12 protein-coding genes are annotated in these 14,538 nt (G+C 72.7%); 2 read left to right on the top strand and 10 right to left on the bottom strand.

Features of this window, described 5'->3' with window-relative positions:
- Positions 1-96: 96 nt before the first annotated feature.
- On the bottom strand, positions 97-2,202 hold the full coding sequence (locus tag AB0F40_RS13800) for a hypothetical protein (protein WP_357468057.1): 2,106 nt from the start codon (positions 2,200-2,202) through the stop codon (positions 97-99).
- A gap of 222 nt (positions 2,203-2,424) precedes the next feature.
- On the opposite strand from AB0F40_RS13800, the gene AB0F40_RS13795 reads away from it, so the two are divergent.
- Positions 2,425-3,192, top strand: coding sequence for a 4'-phosphopantetheinyl transferase superfamily protein (locus tag AB0F40_RS13795; RefSeq protein ID WP_357468053.1), 768 nt, complete (start codon positions 2,425-2,427; stop codon positions 3,190-3,192).
- Here AB0F40_RS13795 and AB0F40_RS13790 read toward each other — a convergent pair.
- Positions 3,174-4,760: an alpha/beta hydrolase gene (locus AB0F40_RS13790; RefSeq protein ID WP_357468050.1), complete on the bottom strand. Its 1,587-nt coding sequence runs from the start codon at positions 4,758-4,760 to the stop codon at positions 3,174-3,176. The two genes, AB0F40_RS13795 and AB0F40_RS13790, sit on opposite strands and share 19 nt — an antisense overlap.
- Positions 4,761-4,813: 53 nt before the next feature.
- Positions 4,814-5,419 carry a PadR family transcriptional regulator gene (locus AB0F40_RS13785; RefSeq protein ID WP_357468047.1) on the bottom strand — a complete coding sequence of 202 codons (606 nt, stop codon included), beginning with the start codon at positions 5,417-5,419 and terminating at the stop codon, positions 4,814-4,816.
- 79 nt (positions 5,420-5,498) lie between these two features.
- On the opposite strand from AB0F40_RS13785, the gene AB0F40_RS13780 reads away from it, so the two are divergent.
- Positions 5,499-6,698, top strand: coding sequence for an FAD-dependent monooxygenase (locus tag AB0F40_RS13780; protein ID WP_357468044.1), 1,200 nt, complete (start codon positions 5,499-5,501; stop codon positions 6,696-6,698).
- Between the two features lie 117 nt (positions 6,699-6,815).
- Here the strand turns inward: AB0F40_RS13780 and AB0F40_RS13775 are convergent, their stop codons facing one another.
- The 7 genes from AB0F40_RS13775 to AB0F40_RS13745 all read right to left on the bottom strand — a co-directional run bounded on the left by AB0F40_RS13775 (position 6,816) and on the right by AB0F40_RS13745 (position 14,455).
- Positions 6,816-7,577, bottom strand: a complete 762-nt coding sequence (locus AB0F40_RS13775; protein ID WP_357468041.1) for a crotonase/enoyl-CoA hydratase family protein — start codon at positions 7,575-7,577, stop codon at positions 6,816-6,818.
- Complete coding sequence (locus AB0F40_RS13770; protein ID WP_357468039.1) at positions 7,574-9,100, bottom strand: AMP-binding protein; 1,527 nt, start codon at positions 9,098-9,100, stop codon at positions 7,574-7,576. The genes AB0F40_RS13775 and AB0F40_RS13770 overlap by 4 nt, the downstream gene beginning before the upstream one ends.
- Before the next feature lie 111 nt (positions 9,101-9,211).
- Positions 9,212-10,480 carry a cytochrome P450 gene (locus tag AB0F40_RS13765; RefSeq protein WP_357468036.1) on the bottom strand — a complete coding sequence of 423 codons (1,269 nt, stop codon included), beginning with the start codon at positions 10,478-10,480 and terminating at the stop codon, positions 9,212-9,214.
- 93 nt (positions 10,481-10,573) lie between these two features.
- Positions 10,574-11,542: a GTPase Era gene (gene era, locus AB0F40_RS13760; RefSeq protein WP_357468034.1), complete on the bottom strand. Its 969-nt coding sequence runs from the start codon at positions 11,540-11,542 to the stop codon at positions 10,574-10,576.
- Positions 11,539-12,936: a hemolysin family protein gene (locus AB0F40_RS13755; protein ID WP_357468031.1), complete on the bottom strand. Its 1,398-nt coding sequence runs from the start codon at positions 12,934-12,936 to the stop codon at positions 11,539-11,541. Before AB0F40_RS13755 ends, era begins: the two co-directional genes overlap by 4 nt.
- Positions 12,937-12,941: 5 nt before the next feature.
- Complete coding sequence (gene ybeY, locus AB0F40_RS13750) at positions 12,942-13,394, bottom strand: rRNA maturation RNase YbeY (protein WP_357468029.1); 453 nt, start codon at positions 13,392-13,394, stop codon at positions 12,942-12,944.
- Positions 13,391-14,455 carry a PhoH family protein gene (locus AB0F40_RS13745; protein WP_357468025.1) on the bottom strand — a complete coding sequence of 355 codons (1,065 nt, stop codon included), beginning with the start codon at positions 14,453-14,455 and terminating at the stop codon, positions 13,391-13,393. The genes ybeY and AB0F40_RS13745 overlap by 4 nt, the downstream gene beginning before the upstream one ends.
- Between the last annotated feature and the right edge of the window lie 83 nt (positions 14,456-14,538).

Here is a 14,538-nt window from a genome sequence, read left to right as displayed (position 1 = left end):
TTTGTGTTTGGTGTTCAGTGGTGTGCACTTCCGACCGGGTCGCCCTGGACGCCCCCGGCCACGACCAGCACCCCCAACGGTTGCCGGCGGTGCGAGTCAGCGGCGGCTGCGGAGCGCGGCGTCGACCTGCGGGTCGCCGAGGGCGCCCAGCCAGTCCAGCAGCGCCGGGTAGGTCGACGGGTTGGCGGCGACCTGCGGACGCAGGTGCGGCGCCTCCTGCACGATCTTCGCCAGGTCGGCCAGCGGGGTGGCCGGGTCGAGTGCCAGCGCGGCGCTCCACCTGCCGCCCACGGGCGGCAGCACGGCGGTGTGACCCGCCTCGGCCGCGTTGCCGGACGCCGCGGCGCCCTGACCCTGCCCCTGCACCGGCTGCTGCGCGGACACCGGCCGCTGCACCGGGGCCACCGGCTGCTGCGCGGATACGGGCCGCTGTGCGGGGGCCACCGGCTGCTGCGCGGACACCGGCCGCTGTGCGGGGGCCATCGGCGTCGCGCCCGACCGGATCGGTGGCATCGTCGCTGTCTCGTCCATCGAGGACCCCGCGGACGGGCCTGCGGCCGGCATGTTCTCGACCGTGCGCATGGCGGAGAGCGGGACCTCGCCCGACTCCGGCTCGACGGCCTGCACGGGAGTCGCCCCGCGCTGGGCCGCCGCGGCACCCGCGACGGTCCGCACGGCGCCCGTCGAGCTGACCCGGCGGGGCTCGGCGGGCCGGCGCAGCTCCGGCGCTGACCGCACGGGCTGCTCAGGGAGGGCGGCCGGCGGCGCCTTGTCGCCCTTGGGACGCTGCGGGGCCCACAGGTACGCCTGGCTGCGGTCTACGTCGGTGTCGCCACCGATGCCGACGGTCTGGAAGTGCTCGCGCACGGCCTTTGGCACCATCAGCGCGGATGCCGCGACGACCGGCAGGCCGAGGGCCATCAGCAGGTCGCCGAGGTTCACGCCGAGGCTCGCGCCGGACGTCGCGATGACCACGACGAGCCCGAGCACGCCCGCGATGCACGCGGCACCCACCGCCGGGACGTGCCCCGTCCCTGGGTCGCGCTGCAGCGAACGGCGCGCGAACCAGGCGATGCCTGCCACGACGACGCCGAGGACGAGCCGCACTACCAGCGGCACACCGGCGCCGGAACCGATGAAGCCGGGGTCGATGAGCTGGACGAGCGCGGCAAGGGTGCTGCACGCGGCGAGCAGGACGATGACGTCGAACGCGCGGACGGCGACCCGGACCCAGACGCCTGCGGCACGCTCGGTGCTGGCGTCGGCGTCGGCGGCGGGATCACGGCGCACGGCAGGCGAACCCGCGACGGCCGCGGCGAGCGGCAGGAGCACCAGGCCGAACCTGCTCGGGTCCGTCACGCCCGGGCGCATGGACTCCAGCCCGGCCAGCGAGTCGCCGGAGGTGAAGACGAAGAGCAGCGCGAGCACGATGCCCGCGGCGACCAGCACGAGCCGCGAGGGGCGGTCGTGCCGCACAGTGCCGCCCACCAGGAGCCACACCAGGCCGACGACGAGCACGAGCCACACGGGCGCCAGCAGACGGTCGCCAAGGGTCGCGTCGGCGGCCAGCTCGGCGAGCGCCGTCGAGGTGACGGCGCCCACCGCGATCAGCACGCCGACGCCCGCGAGCCCGAGACGCCAGCCGCGTACCACCGCGCCGTCCTGCTCGACGGGGCCGAGCTCGCTGTCGCGGGGGGTCGCGGCGAGCGCCGCACCCGCCAGCGCGAGGCCGAGGCCGGTGCCGACGCCCGTGCCGCTGCGCACGTCGAAGATGAGGTGCAGCAGGCCGATCACGGCCAGCGGCAGCCCGGCGAGCAGGCGTGCGCGGCGCGTCGCGTGCACGGTCCACGTCGCCGGCAGCACGCCGAAGCGTGCGAAGTACGGCAGGGTCAGCGAGGCGAGGGACAGCGCGACGGCCAGGACCACCTCCACCCGGTCCGCCGAGCGGTCCGCGAGATTCCAGGGCAGTGCCAGCGAGACGAGCAGGGCCAGCGCTGCGATGGCGTCCCGCACGTAGTCGGCCACCGCGATGTTCGCGAAGGGTCTGCCCGCGTCGGAGCTGTCGGGCTCGGGCCCGGACGCGATCTCGGGCGAGATCGTGGCGACGTACTCGTGGTCGAGGCTCTCGGTGGGTGCGCCGTTCGCGTCCTGCGCACCGTCGGCCGAAGCTCTCTCGTCACGCTCGGAAGCGTGCTGGTCCATCATCCGTTCACTCCTCGATAACGCCGCTGGTCGAGACTGGGGAGGTGTAGCCGGCGGCACGGGGTCCCTGATGTTTGTACCCGCTCGGAACGGAACCTGTCAGGCCAAACGACGGCGAGTCCGGTCACACCTGCATTTCTGCGCACGTCCATCACATTCGACGTGGGTGGAACACCACCGTCGGCGACAGCCGACAGCATTTCTAGGTCACAGGAGAACGCAGTGGACCCAGCTGCCGCACCGGCACCCCGCACCTGCGACGTCTGGCTCGTTCCGGTCGGACGCCGGGATGCCTGGACGCGCCTGCTGACCGTACCGGATCGGGAGCACCTCGTGGGCCTCTCCGATGTGGCCACCAGCGTCCATCTCACGTCGCGCGCGGCCCAGCGGCTGATCCTGGCGCGCTACCTCCGTGTCGCCCCGGACGAGATAGTCGTGGACCGGTCGTGCGAGCGCTGCGGTGACCAGCAGCACGGACGCCCCCATGTCCCGGGCGCCGCCCTGGACTACTCGGTCTCGCACACGCGGGCCTGGGTCCTGGTCGCGGTCGTGGGGGACGGCCGGGTGGGCGCGAACCTCGACGCCCGTCCAGCGGACGGCGACCTGAACGATCTCGCCGCGGCCGCGCTCACGCCGGCCGAGCGGCGTACCTGGCGGCGCCTCCCGGCCCGCGACCGGGCCGACGCCCTGCTCGCGTACTGGACGCGCAAGGAGGCGACGACGAAGCTGACGGGGCACGGCCTGGCGATCCCGCTCCGCGACCTGGACGTGACGGGGCCGCGACCGACGCTGCTCACGCGCGACCCGTCGGTCCGGCTCCCCCATCCCCGGCCGTACCTGACGCACGTGCCGGCCCCGGCGGGTCACAGCGCGGCGCTCGCGACGACCACGCACGTCGACCACGTACGGCACCTGCGTCTCCCGGGCTCCGTGCCCGACGCCGCGGCTCCGCAGCCCGCCGCGGCAGAGCTTCAGATGCCCAGCTGGTAGGCGCCCCAGTACGCCAGCGTCACCAGCAGCGCCGTCGAGCCGAGCACCGTCGCCCCGACGCCCGTCCGGACGACGGCCGCGCTCGCTCGCGACGCGGCGGTGCGGTCGGCCTCGACCGGGTCGTCCCGCGACGGCAGCTCGGCGGCCCCGACCAGCACCACGCCTCCGCGCAGGTCGCGGACCCGGTCGAGCAGCAGCGCCGCCGCGACGACCGTGGCGATCCCGAGGAGCCGGACGGCGATCCAGCCACCCTGCACGACCAGAGCGTCCTTCTCGTAGTCCAGGGCGAGCCGCGCGACGGCCACCAGATACACGCCGAGCCCGACCGTCGTCACCACCGCACCGACGCCCAGTCCCGTCAGCGGCACGCGCAGCCCAGGGGCGAGCCGAGCGCCCGGGCGACCGGAACGCCGTCGGGCGAGGCGGCCCCGCAGCGCCGCACCGCCCACGAGCAGGGGGCCAACGACGAGCAGCCCGCCGGCGGTGACGACCACCCCGACGAGCCAGTCGCCGTCGCCGTACCAGTGCGGCTGCGCCACCGGCGCCGCGAGGTAGAGCTGCTCGGGCTGGGCGCCCGCGACCTGTGGCGGCGCGGACGCCGTAGCGGGCAGGCCGAGCAGCCAGTCGGCGACGTCAGCCGCGAAGTCGGGGTGCAGCAGCAGCCCCTCGGGAGTCTCCACGTTGATGCCGTGGTTGGCGCGGTCGTAGAAGCGCACGGTCACGCCGTCGGCCGCCTCGATGAGCTCCCGCGCACCCTGTTCGAGCGGCATCGAGGCGTCGTTCGTGCCGTACACGGCGAGGATCGGGTCGTCCTGCTGCCGCAGCCACGGCCGGACGTCGAAGTCGGCGTACTCGAAGCCGCCGCCGGGCAGGCTCATGCCCACCGCGCGCGGGATCGCGCGGAAGACGCCGGCGGGCACGTCCGTGTTCCGCAGGTAGTTGTCGACGGCGTACGCCGCCTGCTGCCGGGGCGGCACCACCGGTGCGGAGACCAGGATCTGGAAGGCGAGCCGCGGGTCGTCCACCATCATGACCGGCGACACCCACGCGCCCTCCGACTCCGCGTACAGCCCGACGGCGTCGGGGTCGACGCCGGGGACACCGCGCAGGTAGCTCACCGAATGGGCGTAGTCGCGTGCCATCGCCTCGTAGTCGCGGTGCCGGGTCGAGTAGTTGTCCAGCCGCTTGTCGGGCACGAGCGTGGTGATCCCCGCGCTGGCCAGGGCGGTCGCGGCCAGCGTGAACGCGTCGGCGGCCTTGCCGGTGCCCGCGCCGTGCACGAACACGATGCCGGGACTGCCGTCCGGCCCGTCGGCGCCGACCGGCTCGCGGAGCAGCCCGCCGACCTCGAGCCCGTCGGCGAGCGGGATGGTGACGGCCGACTCGCGCACCTCGTGGTCGCCCGGCTCCCCGCCGTCGGCGGAGACACCGCCGATCGCCGTCGACACGGTGGCCGGCTCCAGGTGGTCGACCACCGGTTCCGGTTCCCAGGCCGGTCCCGCGACCGCGCCGGTGATGGCGAGCGCGACCAGGATCGCGGCGGAGGTGGCGACGGTCCGAAAGAGCACCCTCGGATGCTACGCCCGACGCCCTGGCCCTTCGACGGGAGGGGGACTGCGCGTCATATCGGCGGGTGGGACGCCAGCATCTCCTCGGTGTCCCAGGTCAGCTCGCCCGACCGGAGGTCGGCCACGACCCCGCGCACCCACTCCAGCTCCGCGCGCGTGACGGCGACGAGGTGCTCCTGCTCCAGCATCACGACCCTGGGCAGGTCCCACTCCCGCGCGGTCGCCGCATCCCGTTCGCACTCCTCCAGCACCGCCTCGAGCGCCGCGGCACGCTCCTCGAGCCGGTCCCGCACGAGGTCCGGCCCGGCGATCGCGACCACCGCGAGGACGGCCCGGAACTCGGGGAACTCGCGGGCCGGCGTGGCGAGGGCCGCGTCCATCCAGCGGCGCATCGCGGTGCGGCCGGCGTCGGTCAGTGCGTAGACGATCCGGGCCGGGCCGGAGTCGGCCGCCAGCCTCTCGTGGACCTCGATGAGGCCGTCGCGGTGCAGCCGCTCCAGCGTCTGGTAGATGCTGTTGCTGCGGGCCACGTTGACGACGTCGTCCTTGCGCCGCACCTTGATCAGCCGCTGCATGCGGTACGCGTGCATCGGCTCCTCGGCCAGCAGCACCAGCAGCACCATCGCGAGCGGCGAGCGCCGCCGGGAGTCCTGGGTCACGGGACCCAGCCTAGGTCCCGCTCGCACACCCCTGTGTGGCAACTTGCCATTTTATGGTTACCCATTTTATGGTTACGGCATGAGAGCGATCATCATCGGAGCGGGCATCACCGGACCCGTGACCGCCATGGCCCTGCAGAAGGCGGGCATCGACGCCACGGTCCACGAGGCGTACGACCGCACGGCCGACGGCGTGGGCGCCTACCTCAATCTCGCCACGAACGGCCTGGCCGCCCTCCGGGTGCTGGATATCGACCACCACGAGCTGGGCGGCTTCGACACACCCGCACTGGAGCTGCGCGCCTCGTCGGGCCGGGTCCTTGCCCACCTGCCGATGGGCAGCGACGACGCAGCGGGCATGGTCAGTCAGACCGTCCGGCGTTCCGACCTCTACGTGCGGCTCCGCGACGAGGCCACGCGCCGCGGAATCCCCGTCGAGTACGGCAGACGCCTCGTCGACGCCACGACGAGGGAGGACGGCGGGGTCGTCGCCTCGTTCGCGGACGGCAGCACCGCGGAGGGCGACCTGCTCATCGGGGCGGACGGCCTGCACTCCCGGGTACGGGCGATCCTGGACCCCGCCTGTCCCCCGCCGCGCTACACCGGCCTGCTGAACACCGGCGGCTACGCCTCAGGGGTGTCGGTGGACACGCAGCGGGGCGTGTTCACGATGGTCTTCGGGCAGCGCGCCTTCTTCGCGTACATCAACCGCGGGCCGGGCGACGTCTGGTGGTTCGCGAACGTGCCGCGCGTCCGTGCCGCGACCGACGACGAGCTCGCCGCCTGCACGCCCGACCGCTGGCGCGCCGAGCTGGAGCACCTCTTCGCCGACGACGACAGCCCCGCGCTGGACCTGATCTCCGCTACGCCGGACATCATCGCGCCGTGGAACACGCTCGACCTCCCGCAGGTGCCGGTGTGGCACAGGGGGCCGATCGGGCTGATCGGCGACGCCGCGCACGCCATCTCACCCACCTCGGGTCAGGGCGCGTCGCTCGCCGTCGAGGACGGCGTGCTGCTCGCGCGGTTCCTGCGTGATCATGGCGACCCGGCGGCTGCGTTCTCGGCCTTCGAGGCGGCGCGGCGTGCACGCGTGGAGAAGCTGATCGCCCAGGCGAAGCGCACGTCGAACCAGAAGATCCCGAACCCGCTGACCAGGGTGCTGCGCGACCGCGTCATCCTGCCGCTCGTGAGCAAGGCCGCCGCCCGGACCACGCGCGACTGGGTGACCGACTACCGGATCGACTGGGCGGCCCCGACGAACAGCCTCCCCGCCTGACCTCCCTCCCTCCCCCGCCGGATCGCCTTCGAGGTCTAAGTTTCTTCGCTTTCAGCCCCCTGAAAGCGAAGAAACTTAGACCTCGAAGGGGATCCGGCCGGGCGGCACCGAAGGGGGTCAGGCCGGGTGGCCGTGGCGGCCGGCGCCGGTCGCGAAGCGGGTTGCGCCCTCGTGGGCGTCCGCCGCCAGCGAGCGTTCGCCGTGCCGCCACTCCTCGGACAGGGCCTCCGGCTCGGGCAGGGACCACTGGTCCAGCGTCGACGCGCGGTCCTCCCGCAGGCACACCTGCGGGAACGCCGCGAGGGACGCCGCCAGCTCCACCGCCGCCGCGACCGCCTGACCCTCGGGCACCACCCGGTTCGCCAGGCCCATGCGCAGCGCCTCCGCGGCGTCGACCGGCCGGCCCGTGAGGATCAGGTCCATCGCGTGCGACTGCCCGATCAGCCGGGGCAGCCGCACCGTGCCGCCGTCGATCAGGGGGACGCCCCAGCGGCGGCAGAAGACGCCGAACACCGCCGTCTCGTCCGCGACCCGCAGGTCGGCCCAGACCGCGAGCTCCAGCCCGCCCGCCACGGCGTGGCCCGACACCGCCGCGATCACCGGCTTGCTCAGCCGCAGCCGGGTTGGCCCCATGGGCCCGTCGCCGTCCGACGCCGCCCGGTTGCCGTCCGGCGTGCCCAGCGCCTTGAGGTCGGCGCCGGAGCAGAACGTGCCGCCCGTCCCGTACAGGACCGCTGCCACCGAGGAGTCGTCGGCGTCGAAGGCCCGGAACGCCTCGGCGAGCGCCGCCGCCGTCGGGCCGTCGACGGCGTTGCGCCGCTCGGGGCGGTCGATGCCCACCAGGGTGACCGGTCCGTCGCGGGTGACCAGGACGCTCATCGGCGGCCCTCCCACAGGGGCTCCCGCAGCGCGCGGCGCAGCACCTTGCCCACCGGCGAGAGCGGCACGGCGTCGAGGACCCGCACCGTCCTGGGCACCTTGTACCCGGCCAGCTGGTCCCGCACGGCGGCCTGGAGGGCGGCCTCGTCGACGGCGGCGCCCGGCGCGGGGACGACGAACGCGGTGACGGCCTCGACCCAGGTGTCGTCGGGGGCGCCCACCACCACGGCCTGGGCCACCGAGGGCTGGGCGAGCAGCACGTCCTCGACCTCGCGCGGGTAGACGTTGTAGCCGCCGGTGATGATCATGTCGCTGCGCCGGTCCACGAGGTAGAGGTACCCGCGCTCGTCGACGCGGGCCATGTCCCGGGTGCGTAGCCAGCCGTCGCCGGCGAACATCTCGGCGTCCAGCTCCGGCGCCGCGTGATAGCCGGCCATCGTGAACGGTGCGCGTACGCGGATCTCGCCGATCTCGCCGGGGGCCACCGGTGTGCCGGCGTCGTCCGTCACGAGGATCTGGGCGTCCAGCGCGGGCTGGCCGCACGAGCCGAGCAGGGAGGCGTCGCCGTGGTCCGCCGCGTCCAGGACGGTCAGGCACAGCGGCGCCTCGGTCTGGCCGTAGTACTGCGCGAACCGGCGGCCCCACACGTCCATGGCCTGCTCGATCACCGGGCGGGGCATGGGGCTGGCCCCGTAGATCGCGGTGCGCAGCGAGGACACGTCGGCGTTCTGCGCGACACCGGTGCTGAGCAGCATGCCGAGCATCGTGGGCACGAGGTTGATCTCGGTGGCCCGGTAGCGGGCGATCGCGTCGACGTAGCCCTGCGGCTCGAACCCGGGCAGCACCACCGACTCGCCGCCGCGCAGCCAGTACGGCAGCACGAACGTGCCGCTCGCGTGGATCAGGCTGGCCGCGTGCAGCATCACCGAGTCGCGGTCCGGGGTGACGAGGTTCGTCAGGATGTTGGCGACGATCGCGGCGTAGCTGGCCTGGGTGTGCTCGACGGCCTTGAGGGTGCCCGTGGTGCCAGAGGTGTACAGCAGCAGGATCGGGTCCTCTGGCCGGGCGGGCAGGTTCGGGTCCGCCGCGGAGACCTCCTGCATGGCCGCCAGCAGGTCGGTCCCGCCGACGGCGCCCGGCGTGCCCAGGCCGAGCGCCCCGATGCCGTGCGCCGCGGCGAGCTCGCCCGCCCGGTCGGCCAGTGCGGCGTCGTGCACGAGGAGCCGCACGCCGGTCTCGTCGAGCATGCGGCCCTGCTCCGTGGCGGACAGCCGGGCGTTCAGCGGCACCCGGGTCACGCCTGCCTTGAGGCAAGCGAAGTCCATGGCGATGGACCACAGGCCGTTGCCCAGCAGCAGCGCCACGCGGGAGCCGGGCTCCGCACCGTGGGCGTGCAGAACCCGTGCCATGGCGTTCGACGCCTCGTTCACCTGCGCGTACGTCAGCGTGTCGTCGCCGGAGCGGACTGCGGTGCGCGGCCCGAACCGGGCTGCACCGCGGCGGACCAGGTCAACAGTGAGCATGCTTTCCTCCACGGCAGATTATCCGATTCGTACGGTTCGTGACCGTACTAGCGGGCTGCACGAGGGGGAAGGGTGACGACCTGCGCCACACCTCGTCAGCGGCCGCGCGCTCTAGTAGACCTCCGTGCCCGACGACCGTGCGCGCTCGTAGCGGACCGGCAGGGCCTGCGGGTGCCGCACCCAGGGTGACGGGACCCAGGCCAGGTCGTGGTCATCGACCGCGAGCTCCAGGTCCAGCTCGGTCAGCAGCCGGTTGATGGCGACGCGCGCGATGATCCGGGCCTGACGCGACGCCGGGCAGCGGTGCGGCCCGACGCCCCAGGCGAGGTGCGCCCGGTTGCCGACCTCGTCCCACATGTCGCCGGTGTGCACGAGGGGGTCCTGGTTCGCCGCGGCCACTGCCATGATCAGGGCGTCGCCCTTGCGGATCAGCTTCCCGTCGAGCTCCAGGTCCTGCATGGCGTACCGGGGCAGCGGAGGGTTCGCGGCGGGCGCCTCACGCCACAGGACCTCGTCCAGGGCGTCGTCGAGCGCGATCCGGCCGCCGGCCCAGCGCGCCGCGAACCGCTTGTCCGTGAGCAGGAGCCGCAGGGTCAGCGCGATCCACGCGGTGAGGAACTCGCTCGCCGCGATGAGGGGCACGGACATGGAGTCGGCGACCTCGCGGTCGTCGTGAAAGCTCTTGTGCCGCACGAAGCTGGAGGTCAGGTCGGCGCCGCCGTCGGCACGCCGGGCCTGCACGTGGGCCATGAGGTTGCGCCCCATCCGGTTGCGCGCCTCGGCGGCCTCACCCGTGTGGTCCATGATGTGCGCCGAGTCGACCATCATCTGGTCGGCGGTCCGGTAGTCGAAACCGAAGAGCGCGGTGACGGCGAGGAAGCCGACCTTCTTGGACCAGTCGGCGACGAGATCCGCCTCGCCGCTGGGGCCGAAGTCCTCGACCAGCCGCCTGCTGACCTCCTCGACCTGGGCCACGACCGTCTTCTCGGACAGTGCGGCCAGCCCGTCGTCCAGCGGCTCGCGGAGCCGGCGCCGCTTCTCCCCGTCATGGTGGTAGGAGGAGCTGCGCGGCTCCCGCGGCGAGATGCCGAGCAGCGCCGAGCGCTCGGACAGCAGGCCGTCGTAGTGCCAGCGCCAGTTGCGTGGATCCCGGGAGAAGGCCGACTCGTTCCGCGCGATCTCGCAGATCTCGGCGTGCCCCATCACCAGCCACGCCGGCACGCCCGGCTCCATGTCGACGGGCGCGACGACGCCCCATCTCCCCCGCAGGACGTTGTAGATCTCTTGCGAATCCGCACCACCGGTCGTCGCCGACAGGGGGGTGAGCCCACTCAGACGGGTGAGCTCGACGGGCGCCGTCCGGGCAGCCACTCTCTCCATGGCACCATCTCAGCACAGTGTCCGGATTGCCCGTAATCGTGGCTGAGATATGCGGGACGGCCGGGTGTTCCTGTCGCGCAGGTTGCGGTTCGGCTAGAAGCCCAGCCGGCGTAGCTGCTTCGGGTCCCGCTGCCAGTCCTTGGCGACCTTGACGTGCAGGTCGAGGTAGATCCGCTGGCCCAGGAGCTTCTCGATGCCCTGGCGCGCCTCGGTGCCCACGGACCGCAGGCGGGAGCCGCCCCGCCCGATGATGATCGCCTTCTGGGAGTCGCGCTCCACGAACAGGTTGACGCGCACGTCCAGCAACGCCGGCTTCCCCTTCTCCGGGTTGGCAGACCCCTCGCGTTCGACGATCTCCTCGACGACCACCGCGAGGGAGTGCGGCAGCTCGTCGCGCACGCCCTCCAGGGCTGCCTCGCGCACGAGCTCGGCCACCATGACGGCCTCCGGCTCGTCGGTCAGCTCACCGTCCGGGTACAGGTCCGGACCCTCGGGCAGGTGCGAGATGAGCACGGCCTCGAGCTCCTCGACCTGGTAGCCGTCCTTGGCGGACACGGGGACGATGTCGTCCCACTCCCGGTCCACGGACCGCGCCAGCTGGTCGACGGCGACGAGGTGCTCCATGAGGTCGGCGCGCGGCACGAGGTCGGCCTTGGTGACCACGGCGACCACGGGCCTGCCCCGGCGCCCCGTCATGAGCTCGGCCAGCTGGGCCGCGATGTACCGGTCCCCCGGGCCGACCTTCTGGTCGGCCGGCAGGCAGAACGCGATGACGTCGACCTCGGACAGCGTGTCGCGCACCAGGTCGTTGAGCCGCTCGCCCAGCAGGGTCCGCGGGCGGTGCAGGCCCGGCGTGTCGACGAGCACGAGCTGGGCGTCCTCGCGGTGCACGATCCCGCGGATCGTGTGGCGGGTGGTCTGCGGCCGTGCCGACATGATCGCGACCTTCTGCCCCACCAGCGCGTTCGTCAGGGTGGACTTGCCGGCATTGGGACGGCCCACCAGGCAGGCGAAGCCGCTCCGGTGCTCGGCGGTCTGATGCACTGCGGGCTGGTCGCTCACGAGGTCACTTCCTTCTGGTCACGCTTCTGATCACGGTGGTCACGCTGCTCGGGACCGCCGTTGCTGTCATCCGGCTCGGCCGCCGGTTCCGTGCGGTGCACGAGGATCGTCGAGATCTGCTTGCGGCGACCCTCCACCCGCTCCGCCTCCAGGTGCATCCCGGCCACCTCGGCGGAGGAGCCGGCGAGGGGCACCTTGCCCAGCGCCTTGGCGAGCAGACCACCGGCGGTGTCCACGTCGTCGTCGTCCAGGCGCAGGTCGAACAGGTCGCCGAGCTCGTCCACCGGGAGGCGGGCCGGCACGCGGAGCACGCCGTCGCCGAGGTCCTCCACCTCCTGGACGGGCACGGTGTCGTGCTCGTCGGTGAGCTCTCCGACCACCTCCTCGAGGAGGTCCTCGATGGTCACCAGTCCTGCCACGCCACCGTACTCGTCCACGACGAGCGCGATGTGGCTGGCGGAGGCCTGCATCTCGCGCAGGAGGTCGTCGATCGGCTTGGACTCGGGCACGAAGACGGCGTCGCGCGCCACGTCCGACGCGGGACGCTGCGAGGGTTCCCGCACCCGGGACTCGCCGTCGCCCACCGGCCAGTGCACCGCGGCCACCACGTCCTTGAGGTAGGCGACGCCGACGACGTCGTCCACCGACTCCCCGATGACCGGCACGCGCGAGAACCCGGAACGCAGCAACAGCCGCAGCACCCGGTCGAGCGAGGTGTCGGCGGCCACCGACACCATGTCGGTGCGGGGCACCATGACCTCACGCGTGATGGTGCCGCCCAGCTCGATCACCGAGCGGATCAGCTCCCGGTCGGACTCCTCGAACGCGCTGCTCTCCGAGAGGCTCTCCCCCACCCGGTCGGCGATGTCGCGCAGCTCGGCCTCCGTGGGCGGCGACGGGTCGTACCGCGGCACCGAGAACCGGGTCAGCCACGCGACCGCGCGCGAGACCCCGGTCAGCGGGCCCACTAGCGCGAGGAGCACGGCCACCGGCTTGCGGAAGCCGAGCGCGCGCGGCGACACCCGCACGAAGATGACGCCGATGACGACGCCCACCACGAGCGCGATGAGCATGACCGGGAGCTCGTTGGGGACCCCCTCGCCCGGGATCGCCTGCTGGACCAGCAGGGTCCCGGCCGCGATGGCGACCACCTCCGACATGACGCGCACGAGAGCGAAGGACGCCACGATCGCCGTCGGGTCCACGACGAGCGCCTGGGCGCGCCGGATCCGGGCGGCACGCTCGGGCTCGGGCGACTGCCCCAGCTCCGCCTCCGCGAGCGCCTCCGTGAGGGAGGCGCGGGTGACCCGCAGGAGCGCGGCCTCGCCGGCGGAGAGCATGCCCGCCAGCGAGAGGCCGACCAGCATCACCAGGGTCAGGAGCAGGACGATCACGCCGGTCACCGAGTCGCGAGGAAGGTCAGGAGGAGCTTGCGCTGGAGCGTGAACATCTCCTTCTCCTCCTCCGGCTCGGCATGGTCGTAGCCGAGCAGGTGCAGAATCCCGTGCGTCGTCAGGAGCAGGAGCTCCTCGGTCGTGGAGTGGCCTGCGGCCTTGGCCTGCGTGACCGCCACCTCCGGGCACAGCACGATGTCGCCGAGCGTGCCGGCCGGGGTGACGTCACCGTCGCGCCCCGGACGCAGCTCGTCCATCGGGAAGGAGAGGACGTCGGTGGGTCCTGGCTCGTCCATCCACTGCACGTGCAGGTCGGACATGACGGTGGTGTCGACGAAGATGATCGACAGCTCCGACTGCGGGTGCACCCGCATGGCGTCCAGGACGAACCGGCCGAGCGCGGCGAACTCCGCCTCGTCGACCTCGAACCCGGACTCGTTGTTGACCTCGATGCTCACCGGCGCTGCCTCTTGCTCCCCTGGTTGCCGCCCTGACGGTGGTCCTGCGGCTGACGGCCCGGCCGGCGGTCGTCGGTCAGGACGTCCCACCGCGCGTACGCGTCGATGATGTCGCTCACGAGCCGGTGCCGCACGACGTCGGAGGACGTGAGGCGGCAGAACTCCACGTCGTCGACGCCCAGCAGGATGTCCTCGACCACGCGCAGGCCGGAGGTGGTGCCACCGGGCAGGTCGACCTGGGTGGCGTCGCCGGTGATCACCATCTTGGAGCCGAACCCCAGGCGGGTCAGGAACATCTTCATCTGCTCGGTCGAGGTGTTCTGCGCCTCGTCCAGGACGACAAATGCGTCATTTAGGGACCTACCCCTCATATATGCCAGGGGTGCCACCTCGATGGTGCCCGCCTCGATCAGCTTGGGCACCTGCTCGGGGTCGACCATGTCGTGCAGCGCGTCGTACAGGGGGCGCAGGTACGGGTCGATCTTCTCGGACAGCGTGCCGGGCAGGAACCCGAGGCGCTCTCCCGCCTCGACGGCGGGGCGCGTCAGGATGATCCGGTTGACCTGCTTGGCCTGCAGCGCCTGCACGGCCTTGGCCATGGCGAGATAGGTCTTGCCGGTGCCGGCCGGGCCGATGCCGAACGTGACGGTATTGGTGTCGATGGCGTCGACGTAGGCCTTCTGCCCTACCGTCTTGGGCCGGATTGTGCGGCCCCGGCTGGACAGGATGTTGAACGTCAGGACCTCGGCGGGACGCGACGCCGACGCGTCGCTCAGCATCGCCACCGAGCGCTGCACGACCTCGGGGGTGAGCTGGGTGCCCGCCTCGACCACCTCGATCAGCTCGTCGAGCAGCTGGGTGACCAGGGCCACGTCGCCCGCCGGTCCGTGCACAGCGATCTCGTTGCCACGGGCATGGATTTTGACGCCGGGGAAGCCCTCTTCGACGGCCCGCAGCACCGAGTCCCGGCTCCCGAGGAGCGCGACCGTCGGGATGTGGGCCGGAACGACGATCTTGTGCTCGATCCGCGTCTGGGACTGTGTGCTGGGCGAAGTTGTCATGAGCCGGTCCCGCGGGACCGATCCGCTCCTTTGTGCGGTAGGGATGACGACCCCCTCATCCTATCGACCCGCCGGGGTGCCGC

Origin of the sequence: Promicromonospora sp. NPDC023987 (genome assembly GCF_040639055.1) — a bacterium.
Lineage (GTDB): Bacteria > Actinomycetota > Actinomycetes > Actinomycetales > Cellulomonadaceae > Promicromonospora.
Note: the sequence above shows the minus strand (reverse complement) of the source record. Positions and strands in the feature narration are given on the sequence as shown.